The organism is Colwellia sp. 12G3, assembly GCF_002836775.1.
GTDB lineage: Bacteria > Pseudomonadota > Gammaproteobacteria > Enterobacterales > Alteromonadaceae > Colwellia.
On the sequence record NZ_PJAQ01000009.1, the window covers coordinates 133,013 to 149,224 of the forward strand.

Annotated in this window: 13 protein-coding genes; 7 read left to right on the forward strand and 6 right to left on the reverse strand. The window is 38.6% G+C overall.

The window, feature by feature from the left end:
* The first annotated feature begins 118 nt into the window (after positions 1-118).
* The 7 genes from CXF71_RS03880 to CXF71_RS03915 all read left to right on the forward strand — a co-directional run bounded on the left by CXF71_RS03880 (position 119) and on the right by CXF71_RS03915 (position 10,171).
* A complete protein-coding gene (locus CXF71_RS03880) occupies positions 119-469 on the forward strand; it encodes an HIT domain-containing protein (protein ID WP_101231667.1) in 351 nt (116 codons plus the stop codon).
* A 114-nt stretch (positions 470-583) separates the two neighbouring features.
* Positions 584-1,660: a sensor histidine kinase gene (locus CXF71_RS03885; RefSeq protein WP_101231668.1), complete on the forward strand. Its 1,077-nt coding sequence runs from the start codon at positions 584-586 to the stop codon at positions 1,658-1,660.
* 76 nt (positions 1,661-1,736) lie between these two features.
* On the forward strand, positions 1,737-2,579 hold the full coding sequence (locus tag CXF71_RS03890) for a LytR/AlgR family response regulator transcription factor (protein WP_101231669.1): 843 nt from the start codon (positions 1,737-1,739) through the stop codon (positions 2,577-2,579).
* A gap of 297 nt (positions 2,580-2,876) precedes the next feature.
* A complete protein-coding gene (gene ydiJ, locus CXF71_RS03895) occupies positions 2,877-6,071 on the forward strand; it encodes a D-2-hydroxyglutarate dehydrogenase YdiJ (protein WP_101231670.1) in 3,195 nt (1,064 codons plus the stop codon).
* A gap of 372 nt (positions 6,072-6,443) precedes the next feature.
* The gene (pheS, locus tag CXF71_RS03905) at positions 6,444-7,439 is read left to right on the forward strand and encodes a phenylalanine--tRNA ligase subunit alpha (protein ID WP_101231672.1); all 996 of its coding nucleotides are present in this window, start codon (positions 6,444-6,446) and stop codon (positions 7,437-7,439) included.
* Between the two features lie 11 nt (positions 7,440-7,450).
* Positions 7,451-9,874 carry a phenylalanine--tRNA ligase subunit beta gene (gene pheT / locus CXF71_RS03910; RefSeq protein WP_101231673.1) on the forward strand — a complete coding sequence of 808 codons (2,424 nt, stop codon included), beginning with the start codon at positions 7,451-7,453 and terminating at the stop codon, positions 9,872-9,874.
* 3 nt (positions 9,875-9,877) lie between these two features.
* On the forward strand, positions 9,878-10,171 hold the full coding sequence (locus CXF71_RS03915; protein ID WP_011043782.1) for an integration host factor subunit alpha: 294 nt from the start codon (positions 9,878-9,880) through the stop codon (positions 10,169-10,171).
* A gap of 205 nt (positions 10,172-10,376) precedes the next feature.
* Here the strand turns inward: CXF71_RS03915 and CXF71_RS03920 are convergent, their stop codons facing one another.
* The 6 genes from CXF71_RS03920 to CXF71_RS03945 are packed head-to-tail and all read right to left on the reverse strand — an operon-like array spanning position 10,377 to position 16,204.
* Positions 10,377-11,729, reverse strand: a complete 1,353-nt coding sequence (locus CXF71_RS03920; protein WP_101231674.1) for a BatD family protein — start codon at positions 11,727-11,729, stop codon at positions 10,377-10,379.
* Positions 11,722-12,510 carry a hypothetical protein gene (locus CXF71_RS03925; RefSeq protein WP_101231675.1) on the reverse strand — a complete coding sequence of 263 codons (789 nt, stop codon included), beginning with the start codon at positions 12,508-12,510 and terminating at the stop codon, positions 11,722-11,724. Before CXF71_RS03925 ends, CXF71_RS03920 begins: the two co-directional genes overlap by 8 nt.
* Positions 12,504-13,487: a VWA domain-containing protein gene (locus tag CXF71_RS03930; protein ID WP_101231676.1), complete on the reverse strand. Its 984-nt coding sequence runs from the start codon at positions 13,485-13,487 to the stop codon at positions 12,504-12,506. Before CXF71_RS03930 ends, CXF71_RS03925 begins: the two co-directional genes overlap by 7 nt.
* Positions 13,480-14,532, reverse strand: coding sequence for a VWA domain-containing protein (locus tag CXF71_RS03935; RefSeq protein ID WP_101231677.1), 1,053 nt, complete (start codon positions 14,530-14,532; stop codon positions 13,480-13,482). Before CXF71_RS03935 ends, CXF71_RS03930 begins: the two co-directional genes overlap by 8 nt.
* The gene (locus CXF71_RS03940; RefSeq protein WP_101231678.1) at positions 14,529-15,146 is read right to left on the reverse strand and encodes a DUF4381 domain-containing protein; all 618 of its coding nucleotides are present in this window, start codon (positions 15,144-15,146) and stop codon (positions 14,529-14,531) included. Before CXF71_RS03940 ends, CXF71_RS03935 begins: the two co-directional genes overlap by 4 nt.
* Positions 15,143-16,204, reverse strand: coding sequence for a DUF58 domain-containing protein (locus CXF71_RS03945; RefSeq protein WP_198559823.1), 1,062 nt, complete (start codon positions 16,202-16,204; stop codon positions 15,143-15,145). Before CXF71_RS03945 ends, CXF71_RS03940 begins: the two co-directional genes overlap by 4 nt.
* Positions 16,205-16,212: the final 8 nt, after the last annotated feature.

A 16,212-nucleotide genomic window follows, 5' to 3' on the forward strand; every position in this document is an offset into this window, starting at 1 on the left:
ACTTGTAGCTACTAGGAGGTTGATTAAGGTCAATAAAATGTAGTAAAGGCGTGATTTATATTTATATGGCGGTAAACTACTAATACATTTGCACTCACCTCTAATAAGAGACTCTACTATGAATGAAGAAACAATTTTTTCTAAAATTATTCGTCAAGAAATTCCAACGCCTTTGCTATATCAAGATGAATTAGTTACTGCTTTTCGAGATATTTCTCCCCGTGTCGATACTCATATACTCATTGTTCCCAATAAGCACATTGCCACTATTAATGATGTGACCAGTGACGATGAACTCACCTTAGGACGTATGATTACGGTAGCTAAAAAATTGGCCAAGGAAGAGGGGATTGATGAGAATGGCTACCGATTAATTATCAATTGTAATAGTGATGGTGGGCAAGAGGTTTACCATATTCATATGCACTTATTAGGTGGTCAACCATTAGGTGCTATGTTATCGCTGTAGAAAAAGGATAGCTTGAGAAACAAAGTCAGTATGCGATAAGTCGCTAGATTAGTACGGTCAAAGACAATGAAATCATTTAATTATTAGCGCATACTTCTTTACAGCATCCATTAAATGGTTATTTTTGTGAATTGGAAAGAATTACTAGAAAATAGAAATCGTTTATTTTGGCTAGCCCATACCGCGGGCTGGTTTGGCTTTGCTTTTGTGCATTATCTTGGCTCATTGCAGCATGATTTACGTGATATCTTTGTGATAATTATTTTTCTTAATGCTTATGCAGGCTGGTTGTTTACTGTCCCGCTGCGTTATATTTATCGTAAAGCGTGGAACTTTCCCCCGATTAAGATTGCCTTAGTTGTCATTTTTTCATCATATTTTACTGGTGTACTGTGGCAAATTGTAAAAAATATAAACTACTGGGAAATATACAAACATGGGTATGAACCAGAGTTTTGGTATATGTATACCCAAAATACTTTAGGATCCTTTTACATTATTTTAAGTTGGAGCGGTCTATATTTCGGTAGTAAATACTATCAAATGTTACAGGTAGCAAAACAAAATGTTTTAAAAGCTAACGCGGTTGCTCATCAAGCACAGCTAAAAATGTTGCGCTATCAACTCAATCCTCATTTTTTGTTTAATACGCTCAATGCTATTTCAACGCTTATTTTGGTAGAAGAAAATAAAACGGCAAACTCAATGGTCACTAAGCTCAGTGAATTTTTACGTTATTCACTGGATAAAGACCCCATGAAAAAAGTCACTTTGGAATCTGAGATACAAGCGTTGCAGTTGTATCTAGCTATCGAACAAGTTCGTTTTGAAGATAGGTTACATCTTAATTTTCAAATAAATGATAATTGCCAACAAGCGCTAGTTCCCAGCATGATTTTACAGCCATTAGCTGAAAATGCGATAAAACATGCTATTGCCGTACAAGAGCAGGGCGGTAGTATTACTATTTCCATTAATCGCTTTGCCGATGATTTATTGATAGAAGTGGCAGATAATGGGCCTGGCGCAGATATTATTAATGGAAATTTGCACCGTGAAAGTGGTGTCGGTTTAGTAAATACACGTGAACGTTTACAAGCTTTGTATAATGAAAAATTCTCGTTAGTTGTTTCCCATAATCAACCTTCTGGTGTTAAAGTAAATATTCGTATGCCATTTCAGTTAAATTAATAGATAACAAACATTATTTAGCTTTATAGGAATACACCGCAAAAGTTTGTGTGAAACCATTACTTAGGAATTTTTTATGTCCCTATCAACCATTATCGTTGATGATGAACCGTTGGCTCGTAAGGGCTTAGCAATACGTTTACAGGCACATGATGATATTAACGTTATTGAGCAGTGCTGTAACGGCAGAGAAGCATTAGAGGCGATACGAGCTTATCAAGTGGACCTTATGTTTCTTGATATTCAAATGCCAGGACTTAACGGCTTTCAAGTATTAGAAAGTATTATCGAACAAGGCTTAGCTATGCCAGTCGTGGTATTCGTTACCGCATTTGACCAATACGCTTTAAAAGCTTTTGAAGTACACGCGTTAGATTATTTATTAAAACCAGCGGATGAAGAACGATTATCGCAAACAATTGAAAAGATACAACACTACTTTAAAAGCAGTGCTGATAGCGCTCATAAATCGAAGCTCGTTCGTTTAGTGAGTGATGTTACGGGTAATGACTATCATAAAATTTTGTCGGAATTGGACAATGATCAAGAATTAACGCTATCTAGCTATTCTGATGTATTGGCAATAAAGGATGCGGGGGAAGTTAATCGTGTACCGGTAAAAGATATTCTTTGGATTGATGCTGCGGGTGATTATATGTGTGTTCACACCTTGTCTGATAAACCAAATAGCACCAATGAAAATACTTATATCTTAAGAAAAACGATGAAAGAGCTTGAGGTTTGTTTAGACCCTAAACAGTTTATTCGCAATCATAGATCAACCATAGTAAATAAACACGTAATTGATAAATTCTGTAGCCAAGTAAACGGTGAGTACTTTTTAGTATTGAAAAATGGTAAAGAGTTAAAAGTGAGTCGCAGTTACAAAGATAAAGTAAAACAGGCCGTTAATAACTAATTGCTTTTTAAGCGTTTATTAAGTGTAGTTACAACCAGTAAACAGACATTCTAAAAAAGCGCCTTTCTCTATTGACTAGAGAAATCGCTTTTTTTATGTTATTCATTCGCTGATTATATTTTAACTTATTCATTTTTAGTGTTAATTATTCAGTAATGACTGCCATTGCATAAGGTATACAAAACTATTCATTTATTTGCCAAAATATTGAATATATGGCCATTGTTTGCGTAAAAATCCAATTCTTCCATGATATACTCAAAACACTATTCTGTTTTATAAAAAAGTTAAGTCGTTATGCTTCCCCATATTAGCCATAAAAATCATCTTCCGCCTTTATACACCGATTTTATTAGTTCATTAAAAGACAAAAACTTTACTGGTGATATTAATGCCAGTTACAGCGCGAGACTTGTCGTCGCAACCGACAACAGCATTTATCAGCAGTTGCCGCAATTAGTTATTCACCCGCGTACTAAAGCCGATATAGCATTACTGGCAAAAACAGCGAGTAACGAGCAATATCAGAGTATAAAGTTTAGCGCGCGTGGCGGTGGTACAGGTACTAACGGTCAAAGTTTAACCCCCGGTGTTGTCGTTGATTTATCTAAATACATGAATAAAGTGTTAGAGATCAATGTTGATGAAAAGTGGGTACGTGTCGAAGCTGGTGTGGTTAAAGACCAGTTGAATGATTACTTACGCCCCCATGGTTTTTTCTTCGCTCCTGATTTATCTACCTCAAACCGAGCTACTGTTGGCGGTATGATCAATACTGATGCGTCTGGACAAGGCTCATTAGTGTATGGCAAAACATCTAACCATGTATTAGCCCTTGAATCAGTATTGGCAAATGGTGAGGTTTTTAAGACTGAACCTATGAATTTAGCACAAGCACAAAACTTAGCTGAATTAGCAAGTAGTCATGGTCACACGTATGCACAAATTATGACGCAGGTACTTAGCTCATGCATTGAAAATCGTGAGTTGGTGTTAAAGACCTTCCCGCGATTAAATCGTTTTTTAACAGGTTACGATTTAGAGAATGTATTAAAAGCAAATGATGAAGGTGAAATCATCGGCGTTGATTTATCACGTTTGATCACTGGATCTGAAGGCTCATTAGCATTCGTCTGCGAAGCAAAGTTAAATATTAATCCTATTCGTGTGGCGAAAACACTCATTAATATCAAATACGATAGTTTTGATTCTGCACTTCGTCATTCTCCAGCATTGGTTGAAGCTAAAGCAACATCGGTAGAAACGATTGATTCACGGGTACTAAACCTCGCTAAGCAAGACATTGTTTGGCATAGCGTCAGTGAGTTAATTACTGACGTACCTGGTAAAGTTATGGATGGTATTAACGTTGTTGAATATAACGGCGATAGCATCGCCGGTTTAGCTGATCAGGTTGCCGTGCTTACCTCAGGCCTTGATGATTTGATTAGTCAAAATGGCACAGATAGCTCTTTATCAAATAGGGGCGTTATTGGTTACCAAGTGACGTCTGATCTTGCTAGCATTAACAAAATTTATGCGATGCGTAAAAAAGCGGTTGGTTTGTTAGGTAAAGCAGAGGGCAGTCAAAAACCGTTAGCCTTCGCCGAAGATACTGCTGTACCGCCCGAAAATCTTGCCGATTTCATTGGTGAATTTCGCGCGTTGCTTGATGGTTATCAATTAAATTATGGCATGTTTGGTCATGTCGATGCTGGCGTGTTACATGTGCGTCCTGCCCTTGATATGTGCGATCCGGAGCAAGAAAAATTATTACGCACTATCTCCGATGAAGTCGTTAAGTTAACCGCCAAATATGGTGGTCTTATGTGGGGCGAACATGGTCGAGGTTATCGGTCTGAATACGGCCCAGCATTTTTTGGTGAGCAATTATTTAATGAGCTGAGAAAAATAAAAGCGGTCTTTGATCCCCATAATAAAATGAATCCAGGAAAAATTTGTACGCCACTTGATTCTAACGAGCAATTAGTTAGCGTAGATGATACCAAACGTGGTTTCTTTGATAGACAAATCCCAGTGACAGTTAAAGAGTCGTTTACCGCCGCATTAGATTGTAACGGTAATGGTTTATGTTTTAATTATGATGCTGACAGCCCAATGTGTCCATCGAGCAAAATTACCCGAGACCGACGTCATTCGCCTAAAGGTCGTGCTGGTTTAATGCGTGAATGGCTGCGCTTATTAGAAAAACAAGGTGTTGATATTCTAAAACTAGAAGACAACATCAATACCTCAAAAAGTATTTGGTCAGTAAAAGAGATACTAACGAATGCTGTCGATAAATTACGACTTAATTTTATTAGTAAACCACAACAAGATGAACAGGGTAATGGCGATTTCTCCCATGAAGTGATGGAAGCCATGCAGGGCTGTTTAGCGTGTAAAGCCTGTGCCAGTCAGTGTCCAATTAAAGTTGATGTGCCTGATTTTAGATCGCGCTTTATCAATATATATTACTCCCGTTATGCGAGACCATTAAAAGATCATCTTGTTGCTAACGTTGAAATATTAGCGCCACTGATGGCAAAAGCCCCTAAAATAGTTAATGCGGTACTCAATACTAAGCTATATGACAAGCTCTCAGCCAAAACGATTGGCTATGTTAATACACCTTTGCTTTCTGTACCGACCTTGAAAAAGCAAGTGAAAAAAGCCGGATTTTCAGGCTTTGATTTAAGTAAATTACAGGGGTTAACCACAGAGCAGCGCAAAGGTTATGTACTGATAGTACAAGACCCGTTCACCTCGTTTTATGATGCCAATACAGTACAAAGTATGATGGACTTGATCAAAAAACTAGGGTTAGAGCCTATTTTATTACCCTTTAAGCCCAATGGCAAAGCGCAACATGTTAAAGGTTTTTTAGCGCGTTTTGCTAAAACCGCAAAATCAAGTAGTGATTTCTTAAACCAACTTGCAGCGCTTGATATCCCTATGTTGGGGATGGATGCGTCAATGGTATTGTGTTATCGCGATGAATACGCGAAAACCTTAAAAGAAAAACGTGGTGACTTTACCGTATTACTTGCTCACGAATGGTTGTTGACCTTTATCAAAAAAGATACTGTTTTTAAAGCTGGATTGTGCTCAACAGACGCCTCATCAGAGCAATCAAAAGTGCTTTCTACAGGCATTTCTAAAGGTAAAGCCTTCAAGCTTTTCTCACATTGCACTGAGAAAACAGCACTAGTGAACAGTGAGAACGAATGGCAAACAATCTTTGAACACTTTGGTTTAGCATTAGAAAAAGTCAGTGTCGGTTGTTGTGGCATGGCAGGCACTTACGGCCATGAAAAAGCTAACCTAGACAACTCCAAAGGTTTATTTGAATTAAGCTGGCAGCCTAAGGTAGAAGCGTTAGACAGTGAACAAATTTTAGCCACTGGTTTTTCTTGTCGTTCGCAGGTTAAACGTTTCAGTGACTTAAAAGCTAGACATCCTGTTGCAGCTATACTTGCGGCTATGCAATAAAATACTTTTATGTCATTCATTGTGCACTTTTTTCGTCTTTTTTTTAGTCACGAAATCTATCGGACCTTTATTGCTATCAATGGCGATAAAGGTCATGACTTCGGGGTACTTTGCTGCGGGATAGATTATCTTTCTAACCAGCCACTGCCACATGTATCTGATTGGTAACAGCGCTATAGAGCAGAAATATACCATATATCGCATTATTTCATTAAAAGCCGCTATTACTCCTACCTAAAGCTAAGTTTTCGTGTAAAATCAACCGCATTTTTATTATTTACATTAGTCTATTGGTAAATGGCTTACCCAACTGGCCTTTTTTCATAAGAAAGCTAATTAAAGTCGTTTATTTACCCCGTTTTAGAGGAAATCATGAACTTAGACACCACCACTATAGATAGCATTGTAGCGCAGGCTGAAGTTGCCATTGCACAAGCATCAGACCCAACGGCACTTGATCAAGTGCGAGTTAACTTTTTAGGGAAAAAAGGTTTATTCACCGAACAAATGAAAGGTTTAGGTAAATTACCGAAAGAAGAAAAACCTAAAATGGGACAAGTAATTAATATTGCTAAGCAAGCAGTACAAAAATTACTTAACGAACGTGGTGAATTATTACGTGCTCAAGAGATTAAAGAAAAGCTAGCGGCAGAGTCTATTGATGTCACCCTTGCGGGTCGTGGCACTCAAATCGGTGGTTTACACCCGGTAACACGCACTATTGCACGCATTGAAAGTTTCTTTGGTGATTTAGGTTTTGAAGTTAAAGACGGTCCTGAAGTTGAAGATGATTATCACAACTTTGATGCCTTGAATATTCCTGAGCACCATCCAGCACGTCAAGATCATGATACTTTCTATTTTAATCCAAAATTAGTTTTACGTACGCAAACATCTGGCGTTCAAATTCGTACTATGGAAGTTGAAAAACCGCCTTTACGTATAATCTCTCCAGGTAAAGTATACCGTAACGATTACGATCAAACCCATACGCCAATGTTTCATCAAGTTGAAGGCTTGATGGTAGATAAAGACGTTAGCTTTACTCACCTTAAAGGCATTTTGCATGACTTCTTGCATCATTTCTTTGAAGAGGAAGTAGAAATCCGTTTCCGTCCTTCTTATTTCCCCTTCACTGAACCATCTGCTGAAGTAGATATTATGGGTAAAAATGGTAAGTGGTTAGAAGTATTAGGTTGTGGCATGGTGCACCCAAATGTTTTACGTAGTGTTGGTATAGATCCAGAAGTTTACACAGGTTTTGCTTTTGGCATGGGCGTTGAGCGCTTAACTATGCTGCGTTATGGCGTAAATGATTTACGTGCATTCTTTGAAAATGATCTTCGCTTCTTAAAACAGTTCAAGTAGGAAAACTCATAATGAAATTTAGTGAATCTTGGTTACGTGAGTGGGTTAATCCTACACTTTCTTCTGATGAATTAGCGCATCAAATAACAATGGCTGGCCTAGAGGTTGATGGAGTTGAACCGGTAGCTGGCGAGTTTAGCGGTGTTGTTATTGGTGAAGTGGTTGAATGTGGCCCTCACCCTGATGCTGATAAATTACAAGTAACAAAAATTAGTTTAGGCGATTACAGTTCAGCTACCGTTGAAAAAGGCGAATTAGTTACTATCGTTTGTGGTGCAAAAAACTGCCGTTTAGGTTTAAAAGTAGCGGTTGCAACCGTGGGCGCGGTTCTACCGGGCGATTTTAAAATTAAAAAAGCAAAATTACGTGGTGTACCTTCTTTTGGTATGTTGTGTAGTGAATCTGAAATTGGTTTAGCCGATGACTCAGATGGCATTATGGAATTAGCCAATGATGCCCCATTAGGGCAATGTGTCCGTGAATATTTAGATTTAAACGACGTGACTATTGATGTTGATTTAACGGCTAACCGTGGTGATTGTTTAGGTCTTAAAGGTTTAGCACGCGAAGTCGGTGTGTTGAACTCATTAGAAGTTACTGAACCAACCATTACTGCTGTAGTGCCAACGATTGATGATGCGCTTGCTATCAATATTGACGCGGTTGAGGCATGTCCTCGTTATTTAGGTCGTGTTATTAAGGGTATTAACCCTAATGCAACGACACCACTTTGGATGGTAGAAAAGCTTCGTCGTTGTGGCACTCGTTCAATAGACCCTGTTGTTGATGTAACAAACTACATTTTGCTTGAATTGGGTCATCCAATGCATGCTTTCGATTTAGCAAAGTTAGACGGTAGCATTAACGTACGTTTCGCTAACAAAGACGAAAAGTTAACATTATTAGATGAAAACGAAGTTACGTTAAAAGAAGGCACTTTAGTTATTGCTGATGAGTCAAAAGCATTAGCAATGGCCGGAATTTTTGGTGGTCTTGAGTCAGGTGTTACCAATAGCACCACAGATATCTTTTTAGAAAGTGCATTTTTTGCGCCGTTAGCGATTTTAGGTAAAGCACGTCAATACGGCTTGCATACCGACTCTTCACATCGTTATGAACGTGGTATAGACCCAACGTTACAGCATGATGCAATAGAACGAGCGACTGAACTGTTACTTACAATTGTTGGTGGTCAAGCAGGACCTGTTGTTGAAGCTAAATCTGATGCTAACATTCCGCAAACAAAAGACGTGAGCTTACGTCGTAAAATGTTAGATAGTCGTATTGGTCATCATATTGAAGATGCACAAGTAAGCGAAATACTTACTCGCCTTGGTTTTACTGTGAGTACAACAGGTGATGGCGAAGATAAAGTATGGCAAGTAGTGGTAGCCGCTTACCGTTTTGATATTAAAATCGAAGTCGATTTAATTGAAGAAGTGGCGCGTATTTATGGCTATAACAACATTCCAAATATTTCGCCAAAAGCAACGTTGAAAATGTGTGAGAAAAAAGAAGCTAAACTTTCTTTATCAAACCTAAAACAAGTTTTAGTGAATCGTGATTATCAAGAAGCGATCACTTATAGTTTTGTTGATCCCAAAGTTCAAGCCTTATTACACCCAGGTCAAGAGGTGATGACGTTACCACACCCAATTTCTTCTGAAATGTCGGTAATGCGCTTAAGTTTATGGACAGGCTTGTTACAGTCTATGGTTTATAATCAAAACCGTCAGCAAGGCCGAGTACGTTTATTTGAAACCGGTTTACGTTTTGTTCCTGATGAGAATAGTGAAAACGGTGTTCGTCAACAAAATATGATAGCGGGTGTTATTAGTGGTCAGCGGGTTGATGAACATTGGAGCATGGAAAAAGCGGCAACCGACTTTTATGACATTAAAGGTGATGTTGAAGCGTTATTAGCATTGACTTGTGATGCTAATGGTTATGAGTTTTCAAAAGCTGAGATTGATGCGTTACATCCAGGTCAAACGGCTAAAATCACTAAAAATGGTGTTTTTGTCGGTTGTGTTGGAACCTTACACCCTGAATTAGAAAGAAAATTAGGCTTAAATGGACGAACATTAATTTTCGAGCTGTTATTGTCTGAAGTATTGATACAGAAAATCCCTGAAGCCACCGATATATCTCGCTTTCCTGCCAACCGTCGTGACTTAGCTATAGTAGTTAAAGAGGACATTGATGCAAAAAAAGTGTTACAACTTATTGAAAAGGTTGGCGGAAATTATTTAATTGATCTAAACTTATTCGATGTATACCAAGGTCAAGGGATTGAAGACGGTTATAAGAGTCTTGCTGTCGCCTTAGTATTACAAGATACAAAGAAAACTCTTGAAGAAAAAGACATTACTGATGTCATCGATAGAGTTGTTGAAACGTTACAAACAGAGTTAAATGCATCACTGAGGGACTAAGCAATGGCGCTTACCAAAGCAGAAGTAGCAGAACATTTATTTGAAAAAGTTGGGCTGAGCAAGCGCGACGCAAAGGATATGGTTGAAATCTTTTTTGAAGAGATTCGCGAGACCCTAGAGAGCGGCGATCAAGTCAAGCTTTCAGGTTTTGGTAACTTCGACCTGCGTCTAAAAAGCGAACGTCCTGGCCGCAACCCTAAAACAGGTGAAGATATTCCAATTTCTGCCCGTAAGGTTGTTACCTTTAGACCTGGCCAGAAACTGAAAAGCCGTGTTGAAGATGGAAATAGCGACTAATTATAGCGAATGTTAAATTCTCTATAAATAACTGAGCAAGTTTATTGTTCAGTTATCGTTCTTTATTCGGTACGTAATTCAGAACCTGTTGAACCAACAATAATAAAACCCGCATTAGTGAAAGCTAATGCGGGTTTTTGTTTGTTAAAAAGCAGTGAATAATGAACAATATTTATTTATTTATTTATTTATTAATTATTTGCCGTCATTCACTATTAAGCTTAATACGCTCGTTAGGGATGAAATTATCACTTTTGACTGTGCCCTTAGTGCTAACATCTATTTTCTTGATTAATGACTTAGCTTCGTTAATAGAAAGACTTACCGTGCCATTTTCTACATTGTTCTCGTTGAAAGCTAATTTATTTAACTTATCGAAAAGCGGACAGTTTTTTTGGTGTGTCTGCTTATTTGAAAATAATGCATATTGATACAAGTATTGTGTCGCAGCGAGGTAATTATGGTTAGTAATACAGGTTAAAAAATGGCTACGTAGTAATCTTTGTTCGCGCTTAGTGAGTTTATTAAATAAAGCAGATAAATAATGACGTTTTATAAATCCTACATAGGTAAGTGCTAGTAACAATATAACGATAACAAAGGCTATTATTGTTTCAACAGTGAAGTTAAGCCCTTTTAAGCGATTAGCAGGGTTAACTTGGCTTAATCCTTCACCACTAACACGCCATGAAGATGCTGGGATGAGCAAACGTTCAAGTGTGCTTGACTGGCTATTCCACCAGTAAATAACTTGTTCAGCAATTACATAATGTCCTGGCTCTTCAAAAATATAAGTATAAGACTCAACGCGTGTACCTAATAACGAACCTCGGTTCGATTTATCAAAAACTTGTGCTGTTTTGTGATAAATACTTACCCCATCTACCTCTGTTTTACCCTGGGTAGCTTCATTATTAACGACTAAGTTTATTGGCTTTATCATCATTGCCGGTATATCACTGGCGGTTATTGTTATCGTTTGCGTGATAGCGTCACCAACAGCATAGTCTTTTTCCTCATCGAACAGCCCATCAATACTAAGGGTTACCTGAGGGGATACGATGAAATCTTTAATTCCTGCGAGTGCTTGAGGTAATTCGACAGTAAAGCTACTTGCTTGCGTACTGAACTCGCCGCTAACGATGCCATCGCTTTCTGTATTAACAGATACTTTGACTGTGATTGGCGGAACTTGATAATCGCCTGATTTGGTAGGATACAAGGTGATTTCATGAGTTTGTATCGCCCACGTTTGACCCTTGATACGTTTGCTGCCATTTATGGTGATGGTATTGTTAGCCTGCATGACGACATTTGTCAGCGTGAAATGCTCAACTTGGCTACCTGTGGCAAACCATCTATCTGTTGATATCTCAATAGCGAGTACAAGTGCTTGTCCAACAATATGTTGTGGCTTTTGGTTGACCTTTAAGCTAATCGCTAACTTACCTTGAGTTACTAAATCGTCTATGTTTTTTGCTGCAATCGCGGTGGGTATTGCCGTTAGTTGACAAATAAGCAGCAAGAAAGTGAGTAGGGCAATAAATTTGTTATTCATTATCAGCTCCTTTGTTATCTATGACGATGTCATTCTTATCGCTATTTATTTTTTGATTATCTTTGTTAGTCTTAATCATTTGCTGCATATAAAATTTTTGCGATAAGAAATTAGCAGGATTCTTTTGTACTTGCCTTAACCACATCTCATTTAAATCGGGATCGAGCAGTAGTTGTTCAGCACTAAGCTGTTCTATTTCTTGCTCTATCGGCACTTCTTCGCGTTCTGCACCATCGCCTGTTTGTGGTTCATCCCCAAGCTCTTTTATCGATTCCCCATCCTCAGCTTTTTGACTGGCCGATAAACGGTTCACTTCATCAATAATTGCCTGAACAATTTTAATATTTGTTTGAGCGGCAAGGTTTTGTGGGGCAATAGTTAATATTTGTTGATATAAGTTACGGGCATTGATGTATTCACGACCATGAGCAAAAGCATTAGCCTTGGCTATTTGACTATCAATATCGTTAAATTGACCATAAAGAGTGACTGCATTTTTATACTTTTCTGCGCCATAACTGCTATAACCTTGCCATTGAGTACTCTTAAAGGTATTGCTTGCCTCTTGATAATGTCCCAAATTAAACAGTACTTGCCCTTGTTGATCACGGGTAAGCCACAAATCTGCGAACTGCTGTGGTTTAATATAGGCAAAGAGACAACTGGCTATGATGAAGGTACAAATTAACCACTTTTTTTTAAGGTAGCGCTTATTTAGGTATTGGTGTTGTTTGCTTGTGGTAGAAAAATTGAACCAATGAGTTGAACTTGATTTTACCATTGCAGCGTCCACCCTTTTCTAAACCAGAGCAAAAAAATACCCGCAACGACAAACAGCAGAGGGTAACCAGCGTCATGCCATGGCGTACTATTATCATCAAGGATAACAAGATTGTGCTTAATGTAGTGATTAACGCGTTCAACATCACTATTGTCATTGCTCATCAAAATCAAGCGACCATGACTCTCATTACTTAATGATTTAAGCTGCTCAAGTTGTAATGGAATGATATCAGTGGTTAATGGTTCAGACTCTTCTTCTAATGACTTACCAATGCCCCAGATAAGAAGTTGCGCTGATTGTTTGCCAAAATAATCTTTAAAAGCACTTATTGTATTACTGGTTGCGCCATCACCGACTAATAGCACAGTGCCCGGTACAGTCGTTGTAGCCAGAAAATTATCAACTAAAGGTAGGATGGTTTCAGGTAACTTACCTGAAACAGGCATGATTTTTTCATTCAATGCATCGAGAAAGTGTCGAATCATCTCTCTGTCATTAGTAATCGGCATGACCACATGAGCACTACCAGCAAAAGCGACGAGCGCTGTTTTACTATCACCTCTGAGTGCAAGTAATTCGATGATTTTTTGTTTTGCGCGCAGTAATCGTGAAGGCTGGACGTCACCTTGCTCCATGGTTTGTGACACATCAAGTGCAATGATAAGTGCTGCATTATTCTCACTAAAAGGTGAGGCTTGCTGCTGCCAAGTAGGTCCCATGAGTACAATACAAAGTGGGATAGACAATATTATTGACATCTTTTTTGGGGACAACCAGTTGTTATTATTACCGCTCACCGTGAGGTGTGATAATACTTGTGCAGACATTAACGACCGCCATTGCGCTAAACTATCATCGCGCAATGAAAATGAGCGAATGATGTAAACAATAATGATGAATGCCAGCAACCAATAAGGGCGTAGAAAATGAAAGTGTTGCATGCTACTAAAAAATAGCGAGATATCATCACTCATGAAGTACCTCCTTGGTAACTGAACTACTTAAATTACGCTGCTTGGCTAATTGTAGACGGATGCGAATATTGACAATAAATAGAGCCAGCAGATAAATACTGACAAATAACACGATAGGGTAGTGATGAATGCTGACTCTTGGTCTAAAAGATAAAGAGTCAAACTGTTGTGGTTCAAGTTGATCAATCTCGGCATAAACAGCTAACAATTCATCGCTGTTAAGCGCTTGAAAACTCTTACCTTGCGTTACTTTGGCCATATTAGCTAATACCTCAATATCTACTTTCTCTTCGCCAACGGCCGTTGGATCGCCAATCGCTATGGTATATATCTTAATATCATGAGCAGCGGCAACTTTAGCTGCTTCGACTGGCGGAACTTTTGAAGCGGTATCATTGCCATCGGTTAAGACAATTAAAACGCGGTTTTGAGTATCAGATTGCTCAAAAACACTGATGGCTAAACCAATAGCATCACCAAAAGCGGTACTTTGACCTGCCATACCAATATCACTTTCGTTTAGTAAGGCTTGCCAGGTGGCTATATCATCAGTAAAAGGTGCTTGTAAATAAGGCGCATCACCAAAAAGTATTAATCCTAACCTGTCATGCTCGCGGTTTTTAACAAACGTATTGAGTACATGTTTAACAGCGACCAAGCGATTAACCCGCTCAGGTTTTGCTGTGGGAATGTTTGTCGCATTAGGTAGGGTAAAATCTTCAACTGACATAGAGCCTGATAAATCGACGGCTATCATTAAATCCCGTGCAGATTTTTCTTGGTTAATAGGCGCACCAATCATTTCAGGTTTAGCGATAGCTGTGACGATACAAAGCCAGGAAAAAGCTACTATGAGCCGTTGAATATTATTGCGATTGAGTAACACGGCGCCACTTTGTGGCTTTTCACCCGTTACGTCAACAAGGCGAGCAAAGTAGGGCACCTTGATTGATGATTTACGTTCTTTATATGCAGGAGCAAAGAGCGTTACAAAAACGGGCGCGACTAATAAGACAAATGCCCAAGGGTAAACAAATTCAATCATGTTTGTTCCCCTAAATCATGTTGTAAGCTTTCGTCATTGAGCTGGTGATATTGGATCCATAAAGAAATTTGTTGGTAAAGCTGTTTTACCGCGCCATTGAATTTACTATCGTTAAGATCAAGTTGAGGGATATAAGCAAGTTGCGCAAGTAAATTCGAACATGAAAAAGGTGAATAACTCAAAGAATTTTGAATCTGGCTAAATTGACTTTTTCCACAATTATTATCTAACCAAGTAACCCAAGTTTTCCCCGTTAATCCGGTGATATATTGGCGGCGTTTATTTACAGCCGTATAGCCTTTCGCGTTGCTGCCATTGTGGCAACAAACTTCATTAGCAATTAACGCTGTTTTACGTAATAAAGCGGGTAATTGTCTTATATCGTCTTCATTGCTTAACGAGCATTGCGAAAGCCAGGCGAGCGCTTCACGGCGATAGGCATTCGCTTGGTAAGTTTTGTATGATTGATAAGCTTTCTTGATAATGAGCATTGTCAGCAAAATAAAAAGTAATTGCCAGCCAATGGTTTGCGGCCAAAAGCTGATCGTCTCGGGCGCTTTTGTTTCGACAATCGCTTCAAGTAAATAATTACCCCAAGGTTTTTCAAAACTCATATTTTAGCTCCACCTTTACCACCAGCTTTACTTAATACTCTGTACCCAAGCGCTTTACGCAATTGTTGTTCAACAGGGGCAATAGTATCTATTTCAATTAATGGAATGCGATATTTCTTAGCGGCTTTTACATAACTGTCTAACTGTCGAGCGATTTCAGCTTGATAATTTTTTTGCACTTGTTTCTTTTCAGAAGAAAACTGAATTTGTTGTACGCCATCACTGACAATCATTTGTGACATTTTTGGTAAGGTCTGTTCTAAGGGATCAAAAATATGACAAGCAATAACTTCATTATGTTGTCTTAATTGCTTAATAAAATCGGTGCTTTTTTCGTTAAAACCGTGTCCATCGCCAATTAAAATAATTAAGCCATTATGACTTGATACTTTATTTAAGGTCGCCAACATTTTGTTATAGGACTCGCTATCATCAGTTTGTTGATGGGTATTATTTTTAATCGATGTGTCGATGGATAACTCGTGGTTTTTCTTCAACACTTCAGACAGAAGATTAACAACATGTTGTTTGCCGCGTTTGGCGGGAATTACTTTAGTTTGTTGGTCATTGTAAATAACGGCGCCAATACGGTCGCCACTATCACTTATTTGCCAAGCTATTAAGGCGGAAAGCTCCGCGGCAATCACTGATTTCATTTTATTTGAGCTACCAAAGAACATCGTCATACGTTGATCTATGGCTAGAAATACATTGCGCTCACGTTCTTCAGTGAACACTTTAATATGGGGCTTGCCCGTTCTTTGTGTAACTTTCCAATCCATTGAGCGAATATCATCGCCCGGTCGATAATGGCGTAGCTCTTCAAAATTTAATCCGCGGCCTCGAAGTTTAGAAACATTTTTACCACTTAAAGCGCTATTTGCCGGCTGATTGGGTGTAAAGGAGAAACCTTTAGCCAAATATTTTAGTCGTCGTAATTCATTTAAGTCAGCGTAAATTGTTGACGTGTCTTTAGATAAGTCTTTAGATAAGTCTTTAGAGAAGTCTTTAGACAAACCGCTAGTGTTATCTTTATTAGCAGGAGTGCTGGCGCTCATTTGAACCC